Genomic DNA, 20,704 nt, shown 5'->3' on the forward strand with positions numbered 1-20,704 from the left:
ATCAGAGGATGACTAAGGTATTACCATCCTCTGATTTGTAAATGAACTATCTTCTCATGCGCTCCATCTCTTCGTCACGGAGCATCTTCTCGTTCAATTTTTCCTGCATTTTGTCAAGGAAGTAGGTGCGGCTCTCGTTCTTCCGGCGTTTGATGTCAATGTAGAAACGGTAGCAGTCCTTTGATTCCACGCCGAATATCTTGTACAGGAGTGGAGCAAGCTGTTTGAGCGGCATATTGCCGTTGTTGATACAGCCCATCTCGTTGATGCCGTAGATCAGCTCCACGAGGTCGATGGCGTTGCCTGTCCATTGCAAGGGTGAGGCGGTATTTTCGTTTGTGTTGTCGGTGGATGTTTGGATAGGGATTAGTGGTGGCAATTGGGGAGCGGCAAGAAACTTCTGCATCTTCCTTACGAAAGAAAGAGCCTTGCTGACATAGTTGGCTATTTCCTTCTTTTCTTCGGGAAGGTTACGCACGGGATGATGCTGTAATTCGATTTCGATGTAAGCCAACGCGATGATGGTCCGGTTCGTGTCCGGGCTACCGATACACAGTTCGATCACTTGGGTGGCGAAAGCCGTATATGCTTTTTCCATATTGCAGTCCCCGGCTTCGTTTATTCGGCGGAAGAAATCGGTTTCCGCTAATAAAAAATAATTCATGTCCTGTCAATTTTGAAATTTTACACTCTGTTTTTGGTATGCGCACATGAATAATATTGGCAAAAATCGCGACCAAAAAGCAAAAAATCCGGCACGGTCTTTACAACGTACTGGATTTCAGCGCAATAAAAATTGATATTTTTTATCTGGCATGAATTATGGCTATCTTAAAATGTTCTTTTTCAGAACATTGCTTTATTTAACGGATTATAAAAGTGTTCTTCTATGGAACATTCCGGCTATTTCATGGTTTCCATGCGCGTGTAGATGTTCCGGTACACTCCGTTGGAATAACTCTTTTGTGAGGAGAGTGTCCAGCGTGCTTCGGGTAGTGCCGACTTGAAGAAATGCCGTCCTGTTCCCGATATGAAAGGCACGGTATATAGGATAATCTCATCCACCACCTGCATACGCAACAGCCCGTTGATATAGTCCGAATTGTCGGGAGTGGCTTCTGCGAGATAGCAGATGTTGGTATTGTCTTTCCGCCATTCGTCCAGCATGGAGATGGAGTAGTCCGGCGTGACATGGTAAAGCGCGTTTTCCCTTATTTTGTCAATATCGCAGCGGGCAAGGCGTAAATCCTCATACGCTTTGCCATATAATTCTGAAGAATGACACCCGTCCATCGTGAGGACGGCAAGAATCTGAACTTTACCCATAGCCTTTTCCTTTCGTTGGGCAAGGAGCAAAAAAGTAGCGTGCAATCCACACTACTTTCAAGCGACGGCTCTGGTAAAGCCTTTTACGGAGAGTACGTGAATGCACGCTATGCGTAGGCATAGCATAAGCATCACGCAATCGTCTCCGTAGTGTCAATTTACCAGATTTTCGCTCGAAACGCCTTGCGGTCTTATGTTATATATCGGCGGCGAAAGGCTCCCCAATCGCCGTTTACCTTCAAATGTTCATGCAAAGATAGCTAAATTCAGTGAATTACCGGCTATGATTGCCTGAATTTGTATTTCAACCCATACTCTTCCAGTTTGCTGTACAGCGTTGTACGTCCTATTCCAAGTAGTTCGGCTGCAACTTTTCGGTTCCCGTTCGCTTGCTTCAACGCACGTAGAATCCGATCCTTATCTTCCGCGTCGTTACGCAGGGCGAAGCTAACGGGCGAGGTCTGTTTCGTCACGGCAAGTTCCAGATGCTCTTTCGTGACAAGTCCGGTCTGCGCCTGCAACACCGCTCCCATGATTTTCTGCCGAAGTTCACGGACATTGCCCGGCCAAACATGGGTCAGCAATGTCTTACGGGATTCTCCGTCAAATCCGATAACGTCGCATTCCAGTTCGTTGTTCGCTGCCTCACGGAAGAACTCAGCCAACGGCATGATGTCCTCCTGACAGTCACGCAACGGCGGGACGGTTATCTCGAAGTCATGCAGACGATATAACAGGTCTTGTCGGAATCGTTTTTCATTCACAGCTGTCTCCAGATCTTCGTTGGTGGCGGCGATGATACGGACATTGAAACTTTTATCCGTCTTATCACCTATCGGACGGTATCTACGTTCCTGTATGGCACGCAGAAGCATCTGCTGGGTTTCCATCGCGAGATTACCAACCTCATCCAAGAACAGCGTACCACCTTCCGCCTCGTGAAAATAGCCTTTCTTGCTATTGTCCGCACCCGTAAATGCTCCTTTGACGTGTCCGAAGAATGCCGACGGCGCAAGCTCTTTGGAGAGTGAACCACAGTCCACAGCCACAAACGGCTTTCCTGCCCGCTTGCTTTTATCGTGCAGTTGGTGTGCGATATGCTCCTTACCAGTGCCGTTCTCGCCAAATATCAGCACGCTCATGTCAGTGGGAGCCACCAGCCTTATTCGTTTCATGATGGCTTGAAATGCCGAGCCGTCACGGAAGAACACGGGCATACGGTTTCTTCCGATACTCCTTTCTTTTAATAGGGTACGGAGCAGAGGGACGAGTTTGTCCTCCACAAGTTGTTTGGGTATGTAATCCAACGAACCGAGTTTCATGCTTTCCACTGCCGTATGTACTTCGGCATAGTCGGTCATGATGATGAAAGGCTGCATCATCCCTTCTTTACGCATCCAGCGTAACAGGTCGATGCCGTCACCGTCTGGCAGACGCAGGTCTGAAACTATGATGTCGTTTTCTGTTGCTTGTTGCAGAAGTTTCTTTGCTGTTGAGAGGTGGAATGTCTGTACGGTGCGGAATCCCTCACGAGCCAGTAGGTTGCAGACAAATTCGCAATATACGATATTGTCTTCCACCACGATAATTTTTGTTTTATCCATTATTGTATTTTCTCCTTTCTACCTTTGCCAGCCGGATTATTTCTGAACCTTTATCCAGCACAGCTTTTACAGCATTGCCAATTGTTTTATCTTCAGGCGTGCCCTCGCAATGAAGCAATTTGTATAGTTCCCTTAACGGTTGATCGACACGGAGTATCTCCCATGAACTTCGCAGATGGTGTATAAGGGCATCCAGCTTTTGAAGGTCTTTCTTTTGTTCTGCTTCCTTGATTGCCTGCATTTCTTTTTCGGTTTCCGCTATGAGTTTCTCCAGCATGACGGATTCATTGCCATAAGACAGCAGAATGGAAAAATCGGGTACTTCATCCTGCGTCATAATTATGGCGCATTTGTCTGAAATCTCCATCAGTTCAGATATGGAGAACGGTTTGAGTAGACAGCCTGAAAAACCACATTCCATAAGGTCCTCCTTGCTGCAATTGCCCGAAGCTGTTGTCACGACTACCGGAATAGTCTTTGAATTGCCAACGTTGGAGGTTCGTAGCAACTCCAACAGTTCGAAACCGTTTATATTAGGCATATTCAAATCTGTAAGTAACAGGCTGTATTCTTTTCGGCGTATCATTTCCACCAGTTCCGCGACGTCGGTACAGGTATCGCAATGGATACCTTCATGAGCATACATTTCTTTCAGCATAAGGAGTAATACCTCATCATTATCAATAGCAATCACATTATGGAATGTATGATTATTATGAATCAGTGTTTGAGTTATCTGTTCCGGCTGTTCTTCGGCTATATTCACGGGAATTTCCACCGTGAAGTGGCTGCCTTTGTCTTTTTCGCTTTCCAATCTGATAGTTCCACCGAGTATTGCTACGATATGTTGTACTATGGAAAGCCCCAGACCGAAACCATCTTTTGTGACGGCATTTGACAGCCGTTCAAACGCGCCGAATACACGTTGTTGTTCCTCTTCAGTCATGCCCGTTCCAGTGTCTTCGACAATAAGTTTCAATATGCCTTTATCATAATTCATTGTCAAAGATACACTCCCGTTATCTGTGAACTTTATGGCATTCGACAATAAGTTGTTCCCGATTTGCAGAATACGCTCTTTATCAGTCAAGACGACAGCATCCGTGTCGTTTGTTACAGTAAAAACCAGTTCCTTATTCATTGCGATTGGCGCAAACTCCGTTTCAAGAATGTGCATAATTGTGGAAATCCTGCAAGCGGAAATAACAGGTTGTTCTTTACCGTTATCCAGCCGGAAGAAGCTCAGCAGCGTATTGAGCATTTCACGCATACGGTCGGAGGATTGCCTGATGTTATGGATATATTGACCGATTTTATCCGTATCAATCTCTTTTTCCATCAATCCGGCATAGCCTATAATTGCTGTCAGTGGGGTACGCAGTTCATGTGTGATGGTATGCACAGCTTTCTTGCGAGAAACTATCAATAATTCGTTTTGTTCAATGGACTGTTTCAGTTGCCCTATCAAATCGGCAGTTTTACGTTTATATTGTTTTATACGATTGTTATCCCAGTGTATGATTATATAGGAAATCATCAATAGAACGAGAACAAACACAGCCAGACTGCCAATTTTCATAAACGATTGCTCTCGCATGGCTGCTATCTCAGCTTCCCGTTTTTGCAGGTCTAATTGCACCTTTTCGTCCATCTGGCAAATCATACGTTGCAACTGTCGATTAAGTTCCGCATTCCGTACCGCAAGGCTGTCGGCGTGTTCCGAAAGACGGCGGCGTTGCGCCCGTTGCTCTGCAATCATATTCCGGTTAAGAGAATGGAGCATCGTGGTAGTTACAGTAGGTTTTGCTTCTTCTTTTTTTCCGAAGATGCCCAAGAATCCTTTCCGTTTCAATTTCTTGGGTTGTTCCTGTACACTTTTTTGCACGATTACAGGAACCTGCCGTGCTATTTTTTCATTGAGTGCCTGCTGTTCGTCAAGCACCTGAACAATTCGGCATATTTGCTGTTCCTTATCCTCAAGAAGATAACGCACGCTGTCGATACGTTCTATCGGATAAACTGCTTTGAAACGACACAACATACTGTCCATTGCCATACACTGCAAATGGTAAGTTTCAATGTCTTTATTATCCCATTCTAATATGGTTTCTCCTAACAGAGAAATTCTTGTTAAACGAAAATTTAAGTCGTTAATATACCGACGCAATTCATCCGTGGCTTGATTCTCCTTTTCTAATGCTTCAATTCTTTTCCATTCATACTGATAGCAATAAATAATTATTCCTATTAGTATAAATATTAGAATATAGCCACAGGAGATTAGCTTGCGGATTGAAATCATAAATTGTGAACTTAATGAACTGCAATAGCTATAAAATCTACAATATCCACAAGCACCTCAGGGGAAATTGTTTCCTCGATTGTACCATATTCCTGTACGGCTCCTGTTTTAGCGTGCTGGAATAGATGATTTAATCCGGGATAGAGCTTAATTGTTGCTTCATTTGCGAGTTGTTGCATTTTGGGCATATTCAATTCCGGGCGAACTTGTATATCTCTTTCTCCATAAAGGACAAATATAGGGCAAGCAGTGGTGGCAATGTACTGTGACGGAGTAAATCGGATATAATAATTTAGCCACGGATTTGTATCAGAAGCCATTTTCTCCAAATTGGATTTCAACGAAGCATAGACTTGATTGTGTTGCCAGTCTGCACATATAGTGTCAACTAAGTTCGTAGGAATAATGCTTTCATCAATAGCTTTCATCCGATACAATTTTTGCAGAGCATCCACATAATCTGCAACAATATCCAATGGTATCCCTCTTTGTCCTAATAATGTAGCACTCTGGTCAACCAATACAGAATCTCCTCGAACTGCCTGTGCGCCAATAGCAATAATAAATGAGGGATTAGCAAATAAATCGGAATCACACTCAGCACCTAACATAAATGCGATTGTCGCCCCTTCGCTATGTCCCAAAATTCCGACATTTTTGAAGTTTTCTTTCTTCCGAAGATACTCCAAAGCAATTTTTGCATCTTGGGCAAAATCTTTAGTGGTAGCTTTTCGCCCATCACCGGTAGATTCTCCAAAACCACGGTCGTCATAACGCAATGATACAATACCATTTCTGGCTAAATAGTCAGCAATAACTGCAAATGGTTTATGCCCAAAGATTTCTTCATCCCGATTTTGGAGACCACTGCCAGTTACCATGATAACAGCAGGCGTGTCACTTGAATAATCTTCAGGCAACGTAAGTGTACCAGAAAGGGTTGCATTTGCAGAAGGGTTGTTGAATATCACATTCTTTGTGGCATACGGATATGGAGGCTTTGGCATTTGAGGTCTTTTTAGTTCCATAGCTCCCGGCAATAATCCAAGATCGGCAGTCATTGTACCTTGTCTGCATTGCCCAATGATTTTACCATCTTGTTTCTTTCCTGCGAAAGACAATCCGATGCGTCGGACTGATACATTTACAGAATCGGAGGAAAGGAAATTTACCTCTCCGGCAATTCCATACGCACCTTGATCAGGAGAATCAAGCGTTACGGACTGTTTACCATCTTCTCCACAATTGAAATTAAACACAATCTTTAACTCCATTTGCGGAGTTACTCTCAGCGAACCATGCCATGCTCCCGAAATATTATCGTCGGAAGCCATGATATTTAGCATAGAAAGGGCGACTAAGATAACCGCGATTATCATTCTTCTCATTATATCAACCTATTATTTTATTAGTTCCATCAGAATATGACCGTCGGCGTCTTTCAAAATCAAGGACGAATCATCTTTAATCTCATATAAATTGATACAGGGCAGATTGGACTTTATGCTTTCTTCTACCAGCATATAATCACAAGCCTTCTCAGTGAAAGATATGTTAGAGAAGTAAAGAGCAGTTTTATCCGTACTAAAATTACCTGATATTGTATTGCAATCGGTAGCAAATGAAAATACGCCGGTATTGTCCAACTGTAAAATATAATTCTCATCCTTTTCCACTTCTGTCAGCCCATAGGATGAAGTAGCGATACAATTATATTTTTGAAGCCTCCATTTCCCGTATATTGGAGAATCTGACTGGTCGTTGCATGAACCGAATAGCACGGTTATTACCAACGTTAGAATTGTGATAATATAGGGTTTCATGTTATTTTCGTTTTATAGTCTGACATTTGCGTCTTGTCATCTCTTCAGCATAAGCCTGCGTTCCATGCTCTTTGATATAACGTATGCAAGCTGGACGGTCGGAATTGAAAATCAGAGCAAATAGCTTGCTAATGAAGTTGGAGTAGATTTTACACCTTTTTACATCAGATTCACATTCAGCGCAAGTACGATAACCATTGCTTTTGCAGCATTGGCGAATCTTACACCACGATGCTTTCTCGTTGTCTTTGCATCCGGGGCATTTACCTGACACGAACTTTCTACACGCTCCGCAATAAAGGCCACAAGCGGCTATATTGTTTTTATCTGCTGATATTTCTTTCATTATAACTGGTTGCTTAAACGGAGATTTATCTCTTTATACATACTTTGGGCATCCTCACACGAAATCATATATTTTTTCCCGGACATAAGTGTTATGCAAATCAATTCCTTGAGATTAGTGGCATATATAAAAAATCTGCCAAGTTCTTGGTTTTTATACCAACCATAAAATCCGAACATACCACCACTGCCACAGACCTTCAAGAATCGTGTACTCCCTGAATATAACTCAACAGAAGCAATGTCGTTTAACAGTATCTTCTTCGGAGAAAAAAATCTATTGATGAGCAACTGATTTCCAGTAACACATATTGATTTCGGACAGTAGTACAAGCCCATAACGACCATTTCTATAAAGGCTACGCCACATACAATACTTATTATGGAGTTGTTACGTTCTGCTTCATTATACAATGGCATAAACGCAGTCACAATAACTACTGCCAAAATCAGCACTGTTGTTACTATGCAGAATCGGCTCCATTTACTTTTTTGGCTATATCTATTCATAATATTGTCTAATGTTTTCTATTGCTATATTCTTTGCCACAAACATAGCAAAGTCCGTTATGAACCGAGATAGTTCCTCCGCATTCATGGCAACTCCAACGTTCTTTTTCTCGTTGAATAAACTTATCCATCCCATTTTCACGGATAAAAGACAGATTTCCCATAAGCGACTCAATCATCGGATAGGTGTTGGCATACCAACACTCCTTATCGACAATCTCCTTGCATGGATATTGCGGACATTTGTCACAGAAGCCGTCCGGCAAGTCCTTTCTTATTTCGCATTTTACAATCCTGCACAGATTAGCGCAATACTCGCCTTTATAGCCCTCGTTCCGGCAACCGACACAAGGGCTTTCTTCTCGTAATGCTTCGCTGCAAACAGCACAGTTAAGTCCGAAGGGGCAATCATGCTTTTATCCATATCTTCAATTGTTAGAAATATCTTCGTGTATGAACTCTCCTTCATACCATATGGTAGCTGATGTGCCAATGAAACGAAGAAGCACAAAGTTGGGGTCAGTTGGGCCTTGCGGATAATGACGATACATCCATTCTTCCCAAAGTTCTTTACGCTTTTCGTCGTTACTTACAATCTCTACCAATCCAGTCATTACCATCGACCTGCCTTTTTCAAAATAGCATAATCCGGCTTTTGGATTGTTTCTGAACTGAGCCACTTTTACTGAATCTGCACCGGTTGATACCCAGACTTCATTAAGCCCGGCAGAATGAATCTTACACATTGGCACGGGTCGTGGAAATCCATCTTTGTCAACTGACGCAAGAATAAGATCGTCACACCTTTCCAAAACTTGTGCAATACGTTGTTTTAATGATTGTTCCATATTTATTTTTATCTCAAATAGTGTCTGTTACAATATTACATTTAGTTCGCTGTCTAAACCTTAAATATATAAATACCGTCACGATACAGGCTATCGAATCAGCTAAAGGAATACTTATCCAGATTCCATTAAGCCCAAGATTGAATAATTCGGGCAATATGAATATCAGAGGAATAAGAATCCCTACTTGACGTATCAACGACAATACTATACTCGTCTTAGGCTTACCGATGGACTGAAAAAAATTAGTCAGAGTGGTCTGTATCGCCATGACCGGGAAAGTCAACGCGCATATGCGAAGACCGACTATTGCCATATCGTTTAATGATCTTTCATCCGAAAACAATCGGATTATCGGAGTAGCGGCTATTTCGCTTATCAAAAACACAGAGGACATGAAAATCAGGGCTATTGTCAATCCCATGTTCAAAGTTTTATGAACTCTATCCGCTAAACCGGCTCCGAAGTTGAACCCTATTATGGGTTGCATTCCAATAGACAAACCGATTATTACCATTGAAAACAGCATATAGATACGGCTGACAATACCATAAGCTCCAACAGCAAAATCGCCTCCATAGAATCCTATTCTATTAATAAGCGCAATCGTTATAGATGCCGTGCAAAGGTTTAATATGAACGGGGGCGTCCCCAACTTCATGATTCCGACTGATAATCCCCAATTGAACCTGAGATATTTTCGTTGAAAGTGTACTTTGTTGGATTTTAGACAAAAGAGCCTTACAACCCATACCAGTCCGGCAATCTGCGATAGCACGGTGGCTATTGAAGCTCCCTTAATACCCAAGTTTAATGCGAATATGAATATTGGGGTCAATATCAGGTTTAATCCGACAGTAAGTAAAGTGGATTCCAATGATTTCTTTGGGAACCCGTTACCACGGAGTAAATTGTTAAGGCTTAAGAATAAAAAAGTTACAGGATTTGCACGGAGCAATATTTCAATATATTCCCTTGCATAAGGAAGTGTTGAATCACTTGCACCAAAAAATCGAAGTATAGTGTCGAGATTAAGGTATATAATCCAGCCTGTTATAAGACTGATTACGAAGCCTAAAATCACGACATTATGTAATACCTCTGTTGCCTTCTCATATTGCTTCTTACCAAGACTTATAGAAGTCAATGTGGCACCTCCTATTCCCACAAGAGTATTGAACGCAATTATACCGTTTATTATCGGAAATGTGACGGCAAGCCCGGAGATAGCCAACGATCCGACTCCGTTACCGATGAAAATACTGTCTGTCAGGTTATATAAAGATACGACCGCCATATTGATTATGGCAGGTATTGAATACAGAAGCAACAATCTTCTAATTGGTGCTGCTTGTAGTTGACGGTATTTCTCTTGTGAACCGTTTTGCATTATCAGTATTAATTCTATCTTTTATTCCGATATAGGAGATGCCGTACTTAAAAATACGGCACACTCCAAGTATCAGATAAGATTAAATTGTACTATTCGATTATTGTTTGATTATATGATAATTGAAAGCCAGAGTATAGCTTGATTCCGTCGGCAGCCCTCCGTTTAGACCGGGATGGAAGTTGGGCAGTTTGCGGGCGACGCGCAAAGCCTCGGCATCAAGTGCTTTCCCGGAACTTTTAACTATTCGGGCATCTTTTACAATTCCGTCTTTGGCGATGGTGAGCTGCACTACGGCATCCATGTCAAGGATACCGTCTTTGTAGGCTGTTTCAGGGAAACTGATGTTTTTATTGATGAAAGCCATCAGTTGGTCTTTTCCACCGGGATAGTTGGGAGCGGTTTCTGTCGTGATGAATGGCACGGCATCCGCCGCATCTGCCTTTTCCGTAACCATCACATCGGAATTTCTTTCTGTCACGCGAATGGAGGAATCGGATTTTTCGCTAATTTTGTAGCGCAGATCATCCACCGGCGTAGCGGCAGATACTTCGTTGATTACTGCTGACACCGCTGGGGAGGCCAGACCGATTAACGCGAGTGCCATTGCAGGCACTATGACAAAGGCACGCATACGGGCTTTGCCAGTCTGTTTGCTTGATAACATCATAGTTATACGTTTTTTAAGTGAACTGTGATTTAGACAGTTGGAAAGAGTTGCGAACCTTGCTCCAACTGTCTTTTTTATTAGAAACATCTGATACTCCTCTCGTTTGACACCCGATGCAAGCACATGGCTATCCGCTTCATATTCGTGAAGGGTGTGAAGCTCATTTCGTAAAAGCCATATAGCCGGACAATACCAAGTGATAATAATCGCTGCCTGTATAAAAAGTAAGTCAATCCAATGGTGACATTCGATATGCGCTTTCTCGTGTCTGAGTATCATGGGACCGAACTCATACCAGTCACGTCTTGGCATCATGATATACCCACACCATGCAAATGGAGCAACGCTATTGTGGCGATGAAGTATAATGCGGCTGCCATCTTGTACCATATGCTCACCTTTGAAAATAAACAGCATCAGTCTTGCCAAAGAAACAAAGAAATAGAGAATCATCACAATAACCCCTATAAGATAAAGCGTGACTATATAATCCCATATCGGGGTGATTCCCTCTGATACCGTATTGGCTACATAAGCAATTTCGACCGTATTAAAAGCTATTTCAATATTATCCTCAACAATATCTGCTACCCAGAAAGGATTAAGGATAAAGATAGGGAAAACGAAAGCAAGCATTATGCAGGATAACAACAATATCCTGTTAAACCGGAAACACCCAGTATTGGCAAGGGCGCATTTGTACACCGCCCATACTACAATCAGAAGGGTGCTTGCCAATAGTGAATATGCCAAAAATATGCCTGCCATTTTTATTTTTGTTTTACTTCAGATATTTGCAAAATCATCTCCTGTGCTTCCTCATCACTATATTTCTCGCTTTTAATCAAGAAGTTTACGACATTCTGAATGGAATTATCGAAATACCGTTGTATTACACTTTTCAGATTGTGAGCGCAATATTCATCCCGCTCTATTATGGGGAAATATATAAAGCCGAAACTTTCAGCCCTATGGTCGAGATAGCCTTTCTGTTCAAGGAACTTCACGAAAGTTGCCACCGTTGTCCGGCTTGGACGCGGCTCATTGTGCAGGTCAAGGAGTTCTTTCACCGAAAGACACCCTCTTTCCCAAAAGAAGTTCATCAATTCTTCCTCTCGTTCTGTAAGCGGTTTCATAACATTCCAAACAATTGAATTACATACCGACACCTGAACCAGATGAGTTTGCCGACTTGCCTCCAATCATATCATTGTTTTCTATGGTTTTTGCTGTTTTCTTCACTGAAGTATTCAGTGAACCGAAACGATAAGCCACACTCAGTTTTAACATCCTCACATTGTGCTGATATATTGATGACATACCTGTATAGCTGCCATTGACAATATGAGTGTTTATCTTCATGCCGGAATCACCTATTGGCGTAAGGCAGTTGAGGCTCACTGTAAGACGGTCTTCTTTCAAGAATGAACGTCGCAAAGTAGCATTTACCACCAACGAATATTTCAGAGGAACTTCTGTATATGAATATACGCTTGATGGGCCCATATCCATGTGCATAACCATAAGCTCTCCGGAAATATTCCACGGCAGTTTTTGAGTAAGATTGGCATATATGGATTTTTTCCATCTTTTGAGAGTCATGCCATTTTGCTTGTAGCTGTCATAGCTTACAGAAGCATTGAGCATCAGTCGGGTTTTAGAGCCGGGGGACCATTGAACAAATGAACCTAAAGATAGCTGTCTTACTTGCCCGACATTATCAAAAGTACTTCTGATGAATCCGTTGTTATCAATAAAATTTACAGCAGCAATTCCATTGTCTGCCCAATCGAAACCGGCAGTAGCATTAAACGCTACCTTCTGCTTGATAAGCATATAGGTGAATTTCATAGCGTTATTCCTGACACTGGATAGATCGGGATTGCCGTATGACAAAGTAGTCGGAGTAATACTGACAGCCGGATTGAGATATGTGATTCCCGGTCGATTGATTCTTGAAGAATAGTTCAGTGAAAAATTTGAAGACATTGAGGCACGCCATGATATGCCTGCGGAGGGTACTATGTCATTGAAATCGCTTGAGAAGTCCTCAGCGGAGCCATCATGAAATTTAGCCTTCAAATTGGAATACTCATATCTTACACCGGCACGGAAAGACCACATCTTCACATTCGCACTATATTGAGCATAAAGCGCACCGATATTGGTTATATGGCTAAAATCTGTGTTATCTATACGGTAATCCATATAATCTCTTATTCCTTTGGAACTATTGTTGCGTAAATATATATTTGGAGCCAACTTCTAAAGTATGTATTCTTCCAAAGGGACGTGTGTAATCAAACTGGAAAGTATGCTCGATAAAATTAGTCTTAGTATTAGACATCGCTTTTGTATATGGCAGAGGGAAATTGCTTAGATCAGAATATTGTTGCCCGTCATCTTCATTGCTGTGAGTGGTTGAAACCAGATAACCGACACCAATTATTTCACCCGGTCTGCGCGTGCTGTGCTGGTAGTTCAAATTGCCGTCAAGACTGAAGAATTTACCTCTGTCGGCACCCGGAAAACTTGATTGAGCATAGCTGTATAACTGCTTGCCTGATTTATCAAGCATACTTGCCGATGAACCGACCAATGACTTTATATCATAAATGAAACCGTTGAACTCGGCTGTGAAAAGGTTAAGAGAGTCCAATTCATAACTTGCTTCACCTCCAAAGTAGCTCATATATCCATGACTTTTTCGCAAGCTTTTGGAGTTGAATACATTGCCCGATTCTAAGTAATGGTTACTATCGTCAGAGTCAATCGTCATGCACCTTTCATTAAGGTTTACAAATCCTCCGTTGACAGAAACAGCAACCTTGTCTATCTGGGTCGTAGCCCACAATGATGGAGCCATACGACCGTTAGTGTCACCGGACATAGAGGCTGTTCCCATAACTCCTTTCACTACCGGATTATCTATCATCACGATATTGATTATAGCACCTATGCCTTCCGCATCATATTTTGCTCCGGGTTCTGTTATGACCTCAATACGTTTTACCATTGACGCAGGTATTCCAGCCAAAACATCTTTTGCGTTATTGGTATATGAATTGTTTGGACGCCCGTTCTTGAAAATCTTGAAATTAGAAGATCCATTTACCGTTATCTTGTTTTCTCCGTCCACCGCTATCATCGGCACTTTACGCAACATTTCAATAATTGTATTTGTCTTTGAACTTTCATCTGCCTGAACATCATATCCAATACGGTCAATCTCTTTTGAGATAAGTGGCTTCTGTGCGACAACAACAACTTCGTCGAGCTGGGCATTGTTTATCTCACTTGTCAATATGCCTAAATCTACAACCGGATTGACTGAGTCCACACTGAAATTTCGTGCGATAGTGTTTTTCCCGATGGTGGATATATACAGTTTGTAATCTCCAGCTTGTGGAAGTTGTGCGTTGAATATGCCGTCAATGGCAGTCGTGCCGGCATAGATGGTTTTGGTTGTGTCGGTTGTCAAATATATGCGGCATGTCGCATATATCTCCGGTTCACCATCCATATCAAGGATCTTGCCTTTAACAGCATAATTCTTCGTATGGGCTGTTGTCGTATGTGTGTCATAATCCTGTGCGAATGATGACGACACAGTAATATGAATGGCTGTAATAAGCAGTAATGTAAAAAGTTTTCGTATCATTTTTATTTATTATCTTGTTTGGTCTAATTCGATTAGACAACGCAAAGGTAGTCTAAATTATTTAGACAACAAAATAATGCATCGGAAAAATTTGATTTTATGTGCGAATAGTGGAGAAAACCACATGGTTCTCCCCACAGTTACACGCGCTTACAGTTTTTTATCTGTCACCATAAAGTCCGATACGGTTGCCGACAGGATCAGCGATGATAGCAAAGTAACCCCAGCCTTCGACTTGAATTTTGGTTTTAGGGGTTACGAGCGTAGCTCCGTTTTCAAGAGCGTTTTTCACATCGGCTTCCAAGTCTTTCACTTGCAGATATACCAACACACCTCCATTTGAGGGTGCGAAGCCGGGGAATGATGGAGCTGAGGAGATTGAGCATACACTCTTGCCGTCTTTCATCAGACAGGCCATTTTCTCGTCGCCGAACTCTGACACCTCCAGCTTTTCACCGAAGAGTGCCTGATAGAACGCCACTGACTTATCAAAGTCATTTGTGGGAATTTCAAAAAATGCAATCATACTTTTTATTATTTTGATTAGTACGCTGCAAAGTTACGATGGCGCAACAGCCCACGATAGTAAAAAACGGACATTCCCAATTTTCGGATTCAATCTAACGCCCTTTATCATCTGAATTATAACTTTTCTGCAATTTATCCGAGAAGGATTCCCTGAACGCTATCCTTAATCCATTCAGGAATGATTCCTTTATAAAGATTGAAGACGTAGGACAATTATCAGCGCATAATCGACACTGGATGCAATTACCCTCATCTATGGGTAAAGCCTTATCTTTAAGTGCGAATATGTGCATCGGACAGACTTTGACACATTTTCCACACCTTACACAGGTAGATGTATTGAGAAACACCACCTTGTTACCGGCTATGCTTTCTGCCCCTTTAAGGCGTATCGGTATGCTGAAATGATGCTCTGTGACGGGAAACTTATGAACGGTCGCCAAAGGATGAAGTTTCCAGCGTAATTTTTCTGCAAATAACTTAGCTTTGAATATATCCCGTTCATTGGGTCTGGCTTTATTGTATCCATTCATAAACACCCACGGGCCGGTGCGATCATAGCCACGGCAAGAAAACTCTCCGACAGTCATTCCGCCTTTCTTCTCTATTATTGTCTTGAGTTGCTTATGATATGCGCCCAATAATGGGCGGCAACGGGTGGAAAATATGAAGATATTTTTTCCTTCAAGATGTTGTTCTGAAACAAATCGTTGAAGTTGGATATCATGAGCTGCGAAGTTAATTGCAGATCCGAAACCAATAAGATCGTATTCGGATAGGTCTATTGCAGGATTACTGTCTATCGATACCAGTTCAGCAAAAAGGGCTTCTGCTATGCTTTGTGCAATCTTCAACGTATTGCCTCTATACGAGGAACGATAGAATATTATTGACTTCATCTTGAACACGATATTTTTGTTTCGGGTGTTCCGGGACCACCGTTGACACCCTTATAACCTACAAACGATAATGTAACTGTGTCGAAATAATAATCACAACTCCAGAAAGCAGACATAATGCCGGTCAGACCGACCTCGATTCTTACAGCATTCTTTCCGTCGAACTTTTCTATCCCTTTTTTCGTGGCAGACATGATATAGAGTTTCATATTGTCAGGACGGAAACATTCATATTCCACCGATTTGCCATTTTTCAAGGTCAGCCCGGCATTATAGGCGATATTCTGATACCACGGTTTACCTTTGCTTTTCACGGTCTTTGAAATCGGTTTACCTTTGAATATTCCAGATATGGAGTATATTCCATTCTTCAAACTGATAGTCAGATTGGTGTTTGAGGAGGTATCGACAATCTTCCAACTTTCGGTTTTATAACTGTTGTCCAAGACATATTCATGTACCTCTACGCCTTGAACTGTATGCAGATATATTTTACCGTCTTTATTTTCCTCAGACCATTTAATCGCTGTTCTCGTTTTGCCACAAGTGGAAATGTAAATCCTTTCTTGCGCCAGAGCTGTAATTGTAAGAAATAGCGAAAGTAACGTTATAAAGAGGTGCTTCATAGATTTTTTCCGTCAAATATGAAATCCACATATATGGAAATCATTGTTTCCATTCTGTCCCATGCTTCTGGCTTACTGAAATCTATGCCATTGATTTTGTGGTATTGCCGTGTAAAAAGGACAATATAGTTTATCGCTGATACGATTATGGCAATAGACATATTATTGTCGCTGTCTGTACTTAGACAGCGGTTTAATTCTTCCTGCAATTTGTAGCCTACGCGCTCCCGTTCTTCGATGATAATCTTGAACGAGGAATGACCCGATAATTCCCATACCAAAAGCTCCTGCATAAGAACATTGTCTTTGAGATGGTGAAGCTGTCGCACAAGCACATCCGTCACAATCTGCTTTATATTCTTACCTTCTGCTCTTTTAATGGTTTCAATAAACTCCGAATAAGCAAATGAGTAATAGTCATGTCGTTTTGCCCATTCCACAAGCAGACCATCCAAGCCGCCAAAATAGCGATAAATCAAAACTTTATCGCATCCGGCTTGATTGGCAATCCGATTTACTCCGATTTTTGTAAAACCGTCGTTCTCTATGATTTGGCTCACAGCTTCAAGCAGCCTTTTTTCTGTTTCTTTCAATTCCATTTTGTTTGATGTCACTAAGTGGTGACAAAGATATAAAAATAAATGGTGACAACCAAAAGGATAATCATATTACCGTAGTTATCAAAATGTAAAGTAGTCTGAGAAAGGAGCGAAATGAGCTAAATATTCTTTTGGAGAATAACCGGAGAACCGACGAAACTCTTTAATCATGTGGGACTGGTCGGTGTACCCACATTCGTATGACAGCTGAGCAAAACCGATTCTCGGATTGTGTTGCATAATAGATAATGTGCGTTGTAATCTGACAATACGCAGGAACTCTTTTGGGGTAGTTCCTATATTCTCTGAAAAGATTCGGCAGAATTGTTTTTCACTCAGGCACGCTATATCCGCAAGCGTTCCAATATTAGTTTGGGTGGAATTATTAATATGATGTACCACTTCCATCAACCGCGGCAGATAGTAAGGGGATGCATATATCAGACATTTACATAAATATTCTTCAATAAGTTTAATACAGATGTCGTGGTTTTCACTGTCTTCAATCTTTCGTGACAAATCATATAGGGCGACATTTTCTATATCAGTAACCGCTACATTCTTATCACGCAACAAAGATGTAGGCATACGGAAAAACAGTTTTGCCGCATAGGGCTGAAAGACCACTACTATCATTTCAATGTCTCCGGTTGAAGTTACATCCGTGTAACCGCTTTCTTGACCGCATATAAAACTATACGGCTGCAATTCATTTCGAGTAGTAACTTTCAACCTGTTGCCGCGATGAAAGACAAGTGACATACAACCCGTCGGCAAAGTGCGCTGAGTAACTTTGCCGACCGATTTATCCTGCAATATCCAGTAATACCGTATAAATGGACTCAAGGCAGGTGTGGGTTGTATGATTCTGAATGTCTGCATCTTGCAAAATTACCACAAGGCTATGTTTTACGATAGTAAAAAACGGACATTTGTATCTGCATTGCAATCACTCTATTGTAATACGAGCAAATTCACGGTTTATCCAGATAGTCGCTTCCTTGCCGATGAAATGCACAAGCATATAGTTTGGATCTGTCGGGCCGAGCGGGAAATAATTTATAAAGTATTCCTGCCACATTTGGTTGCGGGTTTCATCATCTGTGATGACCTCAACAGTGCCTCGTAACGCAACACTATCACCGTAAAACGAATATGACAGCCCAGCTTTAGAATTAATGTTGAAATCCTTAACCTTCTCCGAATCAGCAGCAGTGACTATCCAGACTTCATTGCAACCTACCGAAAAGATTTTATCCAAAGGCACAGGGCGCGGAAAACCGTCTGTATTGACAGATGCTAACGTGACTTCTTTGCACTGAGAAAGAAGATGGGTCGCTTTTTCAGTCAAACTTCTCTCGTCTTTCTGCTTCCAGCGTTTTAATGTCGGAAAGAGTTGCTGCATTTGAGCCTTTGCCTGTTGTGGTGTCAGATTCCAACCGGTTTCCTTGTTAATCTGGTCGGTAAACTGTGTGCAGAACTCAATCATCTGATTCATGTTGAAATCCTGTAAGAACACACCGTTTTTGTAGCAGTAGCCACAATAGTCCTCGCTTCTACTCCCGTCTGAATTTGTACCGATATTTGCATCGGTAAGCGGCATCCCGCAACTTTGACAAAATTTTTGTTCCATGTTCTATTTCTGTTTAATCATTTCCTCCCATACTATTTTGGAAATATCTGCAATTATAGCTGATGTTGCTGCCATATCATAGCCTGAGTCTGCCACAAACACAGCAATAGAATATCTCATGCCATTGGGCATATTCACATAACCACAATCATTTATTGCCGATATACGTCCTTCCGATGTCGGGAATCCTGTACCTGTCTTATGACCTATCATGACATTAGTAGTCAATAGTGGTTCAGCAAGTCGGTCAAGCCCGGTATGACATTGTTCGAGCATGGCAGATATATCAGAATATGTTTGTGACATTTTTCTAATTTCACTGTTAAATCGGTCAAATAGTTGCGCCATAGCCAAAGGAGTGGTACGGTTAAGATAACTTAGATACGGATCGCGGTGCATATCATCTTCAGATGCGCCGATTACAATATCATTCGAAAGCCCAATCTGTCTCATTATTGATGTCGCTCCTGATGTTCCTCCGATATAGTTCAGCAATATATCCGCTGCATTATTGTCGCTATCTACCAATGACCACTCAAGTAGTTCTCTTATGGACATGATATTACGACTTTTTCCATATTTTTTGAGCATCGGGCTGTAAGTATTCTCATGCAAAGCTGCTTCGCTGAATGTAATAGAATCATTCAGTGACATACCGTGAGCATCTATCCAATGGGCAATCGTCAAAGCCAAAGGGAATTTGCTTACGCTCATCATTGGAAAATCCCGTTCTCCATTGACGGATACGGTATCATTACCGTTGATAATTACCGCAATACCTATCCTTGCATCCTTTCCAGCAGCATAATCCTTCAGAGCATCTTCTATCGTCTTATTGCCAATGGCAAAAGCCGATAACATCGAAGCCAAATATAATATGGAAACCAGTAATCTTTTCATTTGGAATAAAGTTTATTACGAATTGTCATACAAGCAAAGATGTGAGCCAACCAATGCTCTGAAAACGGCATAAGAATAAGTCCGTGTAAATCTTGGCTACACCAATAATCTATCAGCCATCGAGCATTTTCAGATAGACTTACGACTTCTAATGATTCAAGCCGCAATTTGTCCTCGGCTGCTACATTTCGTTTCAAATCATCAAAAATCAAATTTTTTAGCATCTTATCCGTACTGGCTTTAACTGATGAGGCATATTGATATAGCGCATCTAAATCTAACGTCAAAGAAAAGTCGGCAATTTGTTGTCCAACAAGTTCATTACCTGTCGTTATGATTGGAGAGCCTATCTTCTCTTGATAATTATCGGAGAAGAAGATTTGTTCGTCGCAGTTAATAAGGGTATGGACAACAATATCCTCAATGCGGAATATGTGCCAGATTGAATAAGCTATTGATTTACTATGAAATCCATCAGCCCCAATAAACGGCATGGCATTAAAATCTTCCCGGCATAAATCTGCTTTTAACTGACTGAGTATATTGAATAATCGTCTGCGTAATAGTAATAGATTATCTATCCCCACTTGAAAAGTTGTTTCACTGGAGAGTTCGTCTTTTATATTGAGGCATAGTTTACACAGTTCGTCACCCATACGCGATAGCTATTCTTCCTTACGGTTGCCTTCTATCACTTGATTTATCAAATCCCGGACTTCATCATCCGACATTTTTCTATCTCTTACAAGAGTGCTTATCACTCCACGAATAGAATTATTGAAGTATCGTTGTACGACATTTTTCAGATTGTTGCCACAATATTCCTCTCTTTCTATAAGCGGATAGTATATAAATCCGTTGTTTCCTGCGGGCTTATGCCCTAAAAAGCCCTTATCGACAAGAAATTTCACAAAAGTGGATATGGCTGTTCTGCTTGGACGAGGTTCTGGATAAGTGGCGATAATCTCCTTAACGGTAGCTTCGCCCTTTTCCCAAAACTTGTTCATTACTTCTTCTTCGCGCTTGGTAAGTTGTTCCAT

The 20,704-nt window shown here is 41.6% G+C and carries 25 protein-coding genes; all 25 read right to left on the reverse strand.

Annotated features, from left to right (window positions below; genetic code table 11):
• Nucleotides 1-46 precede the first annotated feature (46 nt).
• A complete protein-coding gene (locus ACGHVY_RS15780; protein ID WP_390599799.1) occupies nucleotides 47-664 on the reverse strand; it encodes an RteC domain-containing protein in 618 nt (205 codons plus the stop codon).
• Between the two features lie 239 nt (nucleotides 665-903).
• Entirely contained in the window at nucleotides 904-1,326 is a 423-nt protein-coding gene (locus tag ACGHVY_RS15785; RefSeq protein ID WP_390599800.1) for a deaminase, read from the reverse strand.
• Between the two features lie 281 nt (nucleotides 1,327-1,607).
• Nucleotides 1,608-2,930, reverse strand: a complete 1,323-nt coding sequence (locus tag ACGHVY_RS15790; protein WP_390599801.1) for a sigma-54-dependent transcriptional regulator — start codon at nucleotides 2,928-2,930, stop codon at nucleotides 1,608-1,610.
• On the reverse strand, nucleotides 2,923-5,232 hold the full coding sequence (locus ACGHVY_RS15795; RefSeq protein ID WP_390599802.1) for a hybrid sensor histidine kinase/response regulator: 2,310 nt from the start codon (nucleotides 5,230-5,232) through the stop codon (nucleotides 2,923-2,925). Before ACGHVY_RS15795 ends, ACGHVY_RS15790 begins: the two co-directional genes overlap by 8 nt.
• An 11-nt stretch (nucleotides 5,233-5,243) precedes the next feature.
• Complete coding sequence (locus tag ACGHVY_RS15800) at nucleotides 5,244-6,620, reverse strand: alpha/beta hydrolase family protein (RefSeq protein WP_390599803.1); 1,377 nt, start codon at nucleotides 6,618-6,620, stop codon at nucleotides 5,244-5,246.
• 12 nt (nucleotides 6,621-6,632) lie between these two features.
• Nucleotides 6,633-7,055: an META domain-containing protein gene (locus tag ACGHVY_RS15805; protein WP_390599804.1), complete on the reverse strand. Its 423-nt coding sequence runs from the start codon at nucleotides 7,053-7,055 to the stop codon at nucleotides 6,633-6,635.
• 1 nt (nucleotide 7,056) lies between these two features.
• Nucleotides 7,057-7,401, reverse strand: coding sequence for a DUF3795 domain-containing protein (locus ACGHVY_RS15810; protein ID WP_390599805.1), 345 nt, complete (start codon nucleotides 7,399-7,401; stop codon nucleotides 7,057-7,059).
• The gene (locus tag ACGHVY_RS15815) at nucleotides 7,401-7,910 is read right to left on the reverse strand and encodes a PH domain-containing protein (RefSeq protein WP_390599806.1); all 510 of its coding nucleotides are present in this window, start codon (nucleotides 7,908-7,910) and stop codon (nucleotides 7,401-7,403) included. The genes ACGHVY_RS15810 and ACGHVY_RS15815 overlap by 1 nt, the downstream gene beginning before the upstream one ends.
• Nucleotides 7,911-7,918: 8 nt before the next feature.
• Nucleotides 7,919-8,176 carry a hypothetical protein gene (locus ACGHVY_RS15820; protein WP_390599807.1) on the reverse strand — a complete coding sequence of 86 codons (258 nt, stop codon included), beginning with the start codon at nucleotides 8,174-8,176 and terminating at the stop codon, nucleotides 7,919-7,921.
• Nucleotides 8,177-8,196: 20 nt separating this feature from the next.
• Nucleotides 8,197-8,334, reverse strand: a complete 138-nt coding sequence (locus ACGHVY_RS15825; protein ID WP_390599808.1) for a hypothetical protein — start codon at nucleotides 8,332-8,334, stop codon at nucleotides 8,197-8,199.
• A gap of 4 nt (nucleotides 8,335-8,338) precedes the next feature.
• Nucleotides 8,339-8,758, reverse strand: coding sequence for a pyridoxamine 5'-phosphate oxidase family protein (locus tag ACGHVY_RS15830; protein ID WP_390599809.1), 420 nt, complete (start codon nucleotides 8,756-8,758; stop codon nucleotides 8,339-8,341).
• A 13-nt stretch (nucleotides 8,759-8,771) separates the two neighbouring features.
• The gene (locus ACGHVY_RS15835) at nucleotides 8,772-10,148 is read right to left on the reverse strand and encodes an MATE family efflux transporter (protein ID WP_390599810.1); all 1,377 of its coding nucleotides are present in this window, start codon (nucleotides 10,146-10,148) and stop codon (nucleotides 8,772-8,774) included.
• 100 nt (nucleotides 10,149-10,248) lie between these two features.
• Complete coding sequence (locus ACGHVY_RS15840) at nucleotides 10,249-11,586, reverse strand: TonB family protein (RefSeq protein WP_390599811.1); 1,338 nt, start codon at nucleotides 11,584-11,586, stop codon at nucleotides 10,249-10,251.
• Nucleotides 11,587-11,588: 2 nt separating this feature from the next.
• Nucleotides 11,589-11,954 (reverse strand): BlaI/MecI/CopY family transcriptional regulator, encoded by a 366-nt coding sequence (locus tag ACGHVY_RS15845; protein ID WP_390599812.1) that lies wholly within the window; start codon nucleotides 11,952-11,954, stop codon nucleotides 11,589-11,591.
• 19 nt (nucleotides 11,955-11,973) lie between these two features.
• Entirely contained in the window at nucleotides 11,974-13,026 is a 1,053-nt protein-coding gene (locus tag ACGHVY_RS15850) for an outer membrane beta-barrel family protein (protein WP_390599813.1), read from the reverse strand.
• A gap of 22 nt (nucleotides 13,027-13,048) precedes the next feature.
• On the reverse strand, nucleotides 13,049-14,479 hold the full coding sequence (locus ACGHVY_RS15855) for an outer membrane beta-barrel protein (protein ID WP_390599814.1): 1,431 nt from the start codon (nucleotides 14,477-14,479) through the stop codon (nucleotides 13,049-13,051).
• 160 nt (nucleotides 14,480-14,639) lie between these two features.
• Nucleotides 14,640-15,005, reverse strand: coding sequence for a VOC family protein (locus ACGHVY_RS15860; RefSeq protein ID WP_390599815.1), 366 nt, complete (start codon nucleotides 15,003-15,005; stop codon nucleotides 14,640-14,642).
• A gap of 94 nt (nucleotides 15,006-15,099) precedes the next feature.
• A complete protein-coding gene (locus ACGHVY_RS15865; RefSeq protein WP_390599816.1) occupies nucleotides 15,100-15,906 on the reverse strand; it encodes an EFR1 family ferrodoxin in 807 nt (268 codons plus the stop codon).
• Nucleotides 15,903-16,532, reverse strand: coding sequence for a hypothetical protein (locus tag ACGHVY_RS15870; RefSeq protein WP_390599817.1), 630 nt, complete (start codon nucleotides 16,530-16,532; stop codon nucleotides 15,903-15,905). Before ACGHVY_RS15870 ends, ACGHVY_RS15865 begins: the two co-directional genes overlap by 4 nt.
• Complete coding sequence (locus tag ACGHVY_RS15875) at nucleotides 16,529-17,131, reverse strand: TetR/AcrR family transcriptional regulator (RefSeq protein WP_390599818.1); 603 nt, start codon at nucleotides 17,129-17,131, stop codon at nucleotides 16,529-16,531. The genes ACGHVY_RS15870 and ACGHVY_RS15875 overlap by 4 nt, the downstream gene beginning before the upstream one ends.
• Nucleotides 17,132-17,212: 81 nt before the next feature.
• Nucleotides 17,213-18,013: a DUF6597 domain-containing transcriptional factor gene (locus tag ACGHVY_RS15880; RefSeq protein ID WP_390599819.1), complete on the reverse strand. Its 801-nt coding sequence runs from the start codon at nucleotides 18,011-18,013 to the stop codon at nucleotides 17,213-17,215.
• A gap of 67 nt (nucleotides 18,014-18,080) precedes the next feature.
• Nucleotides 18,081-18,764 carry a zinc ribbon domain-containing protein gene (locus ACGHVY_RS15885; RefSeq protein WP_390599820.1) on the reverse strand — a complete coding sequence of 228 codons (684 nt, stop codon included), beginning with the start codon at nucleotides 18,762-18,764 and terminating at the stop codon, nucleotides 18,081-18,083.
• Nucleotides 18,765-18,767: 3 nt separating this feature from the next.
• Complete coding sequence (gene bla, locus ACGHVY_RS15890) at nucleotides 18,768-19,664, reverse strand: class A beta-lactamase (protein ID WP_390599821.1); 897 nt, start codon at nucleotides 19,662-19,664, stop codon at nucleotides 18,768-18,770.
• Nucleotides 19,661-20,320, reverse strand: coding sequence for a phage head-tail adapter protein (locus tag ACGHVY_RS15895; RefSeq protein ID WP_390599822.1), 660 nt, complete (start codon nucleotides 20,318-20,320; stop codon nucleotides 19,661-19,663). The genes bla and ACGHVY_RS15895 overlap by 4 nt, the downstream gene beginning before the upstream one ends.
• 9 nt (nucleotides 20,321-20,329) lie before the next feature.
• Nucleotides 20,330-20,704, reverse strand: coding sequence for a BlaI/MecI/CopY family transcriptional regulator (locus tag ACGHVY_RS15900; RefSeq protein WP_390599823.1), 375 nt, complete (start codon nucleotides 20,702-20,704; stop codon nucleotides 20,330-20,332).

It is taken from the genome of Bacteroides sp. f07, assembly GCF_042854785.1.
GTDB lineage: Bacteria > Bacteroidota > Bacteroidia > Bacteroidales > Bacteroidaceae > Bacteroides.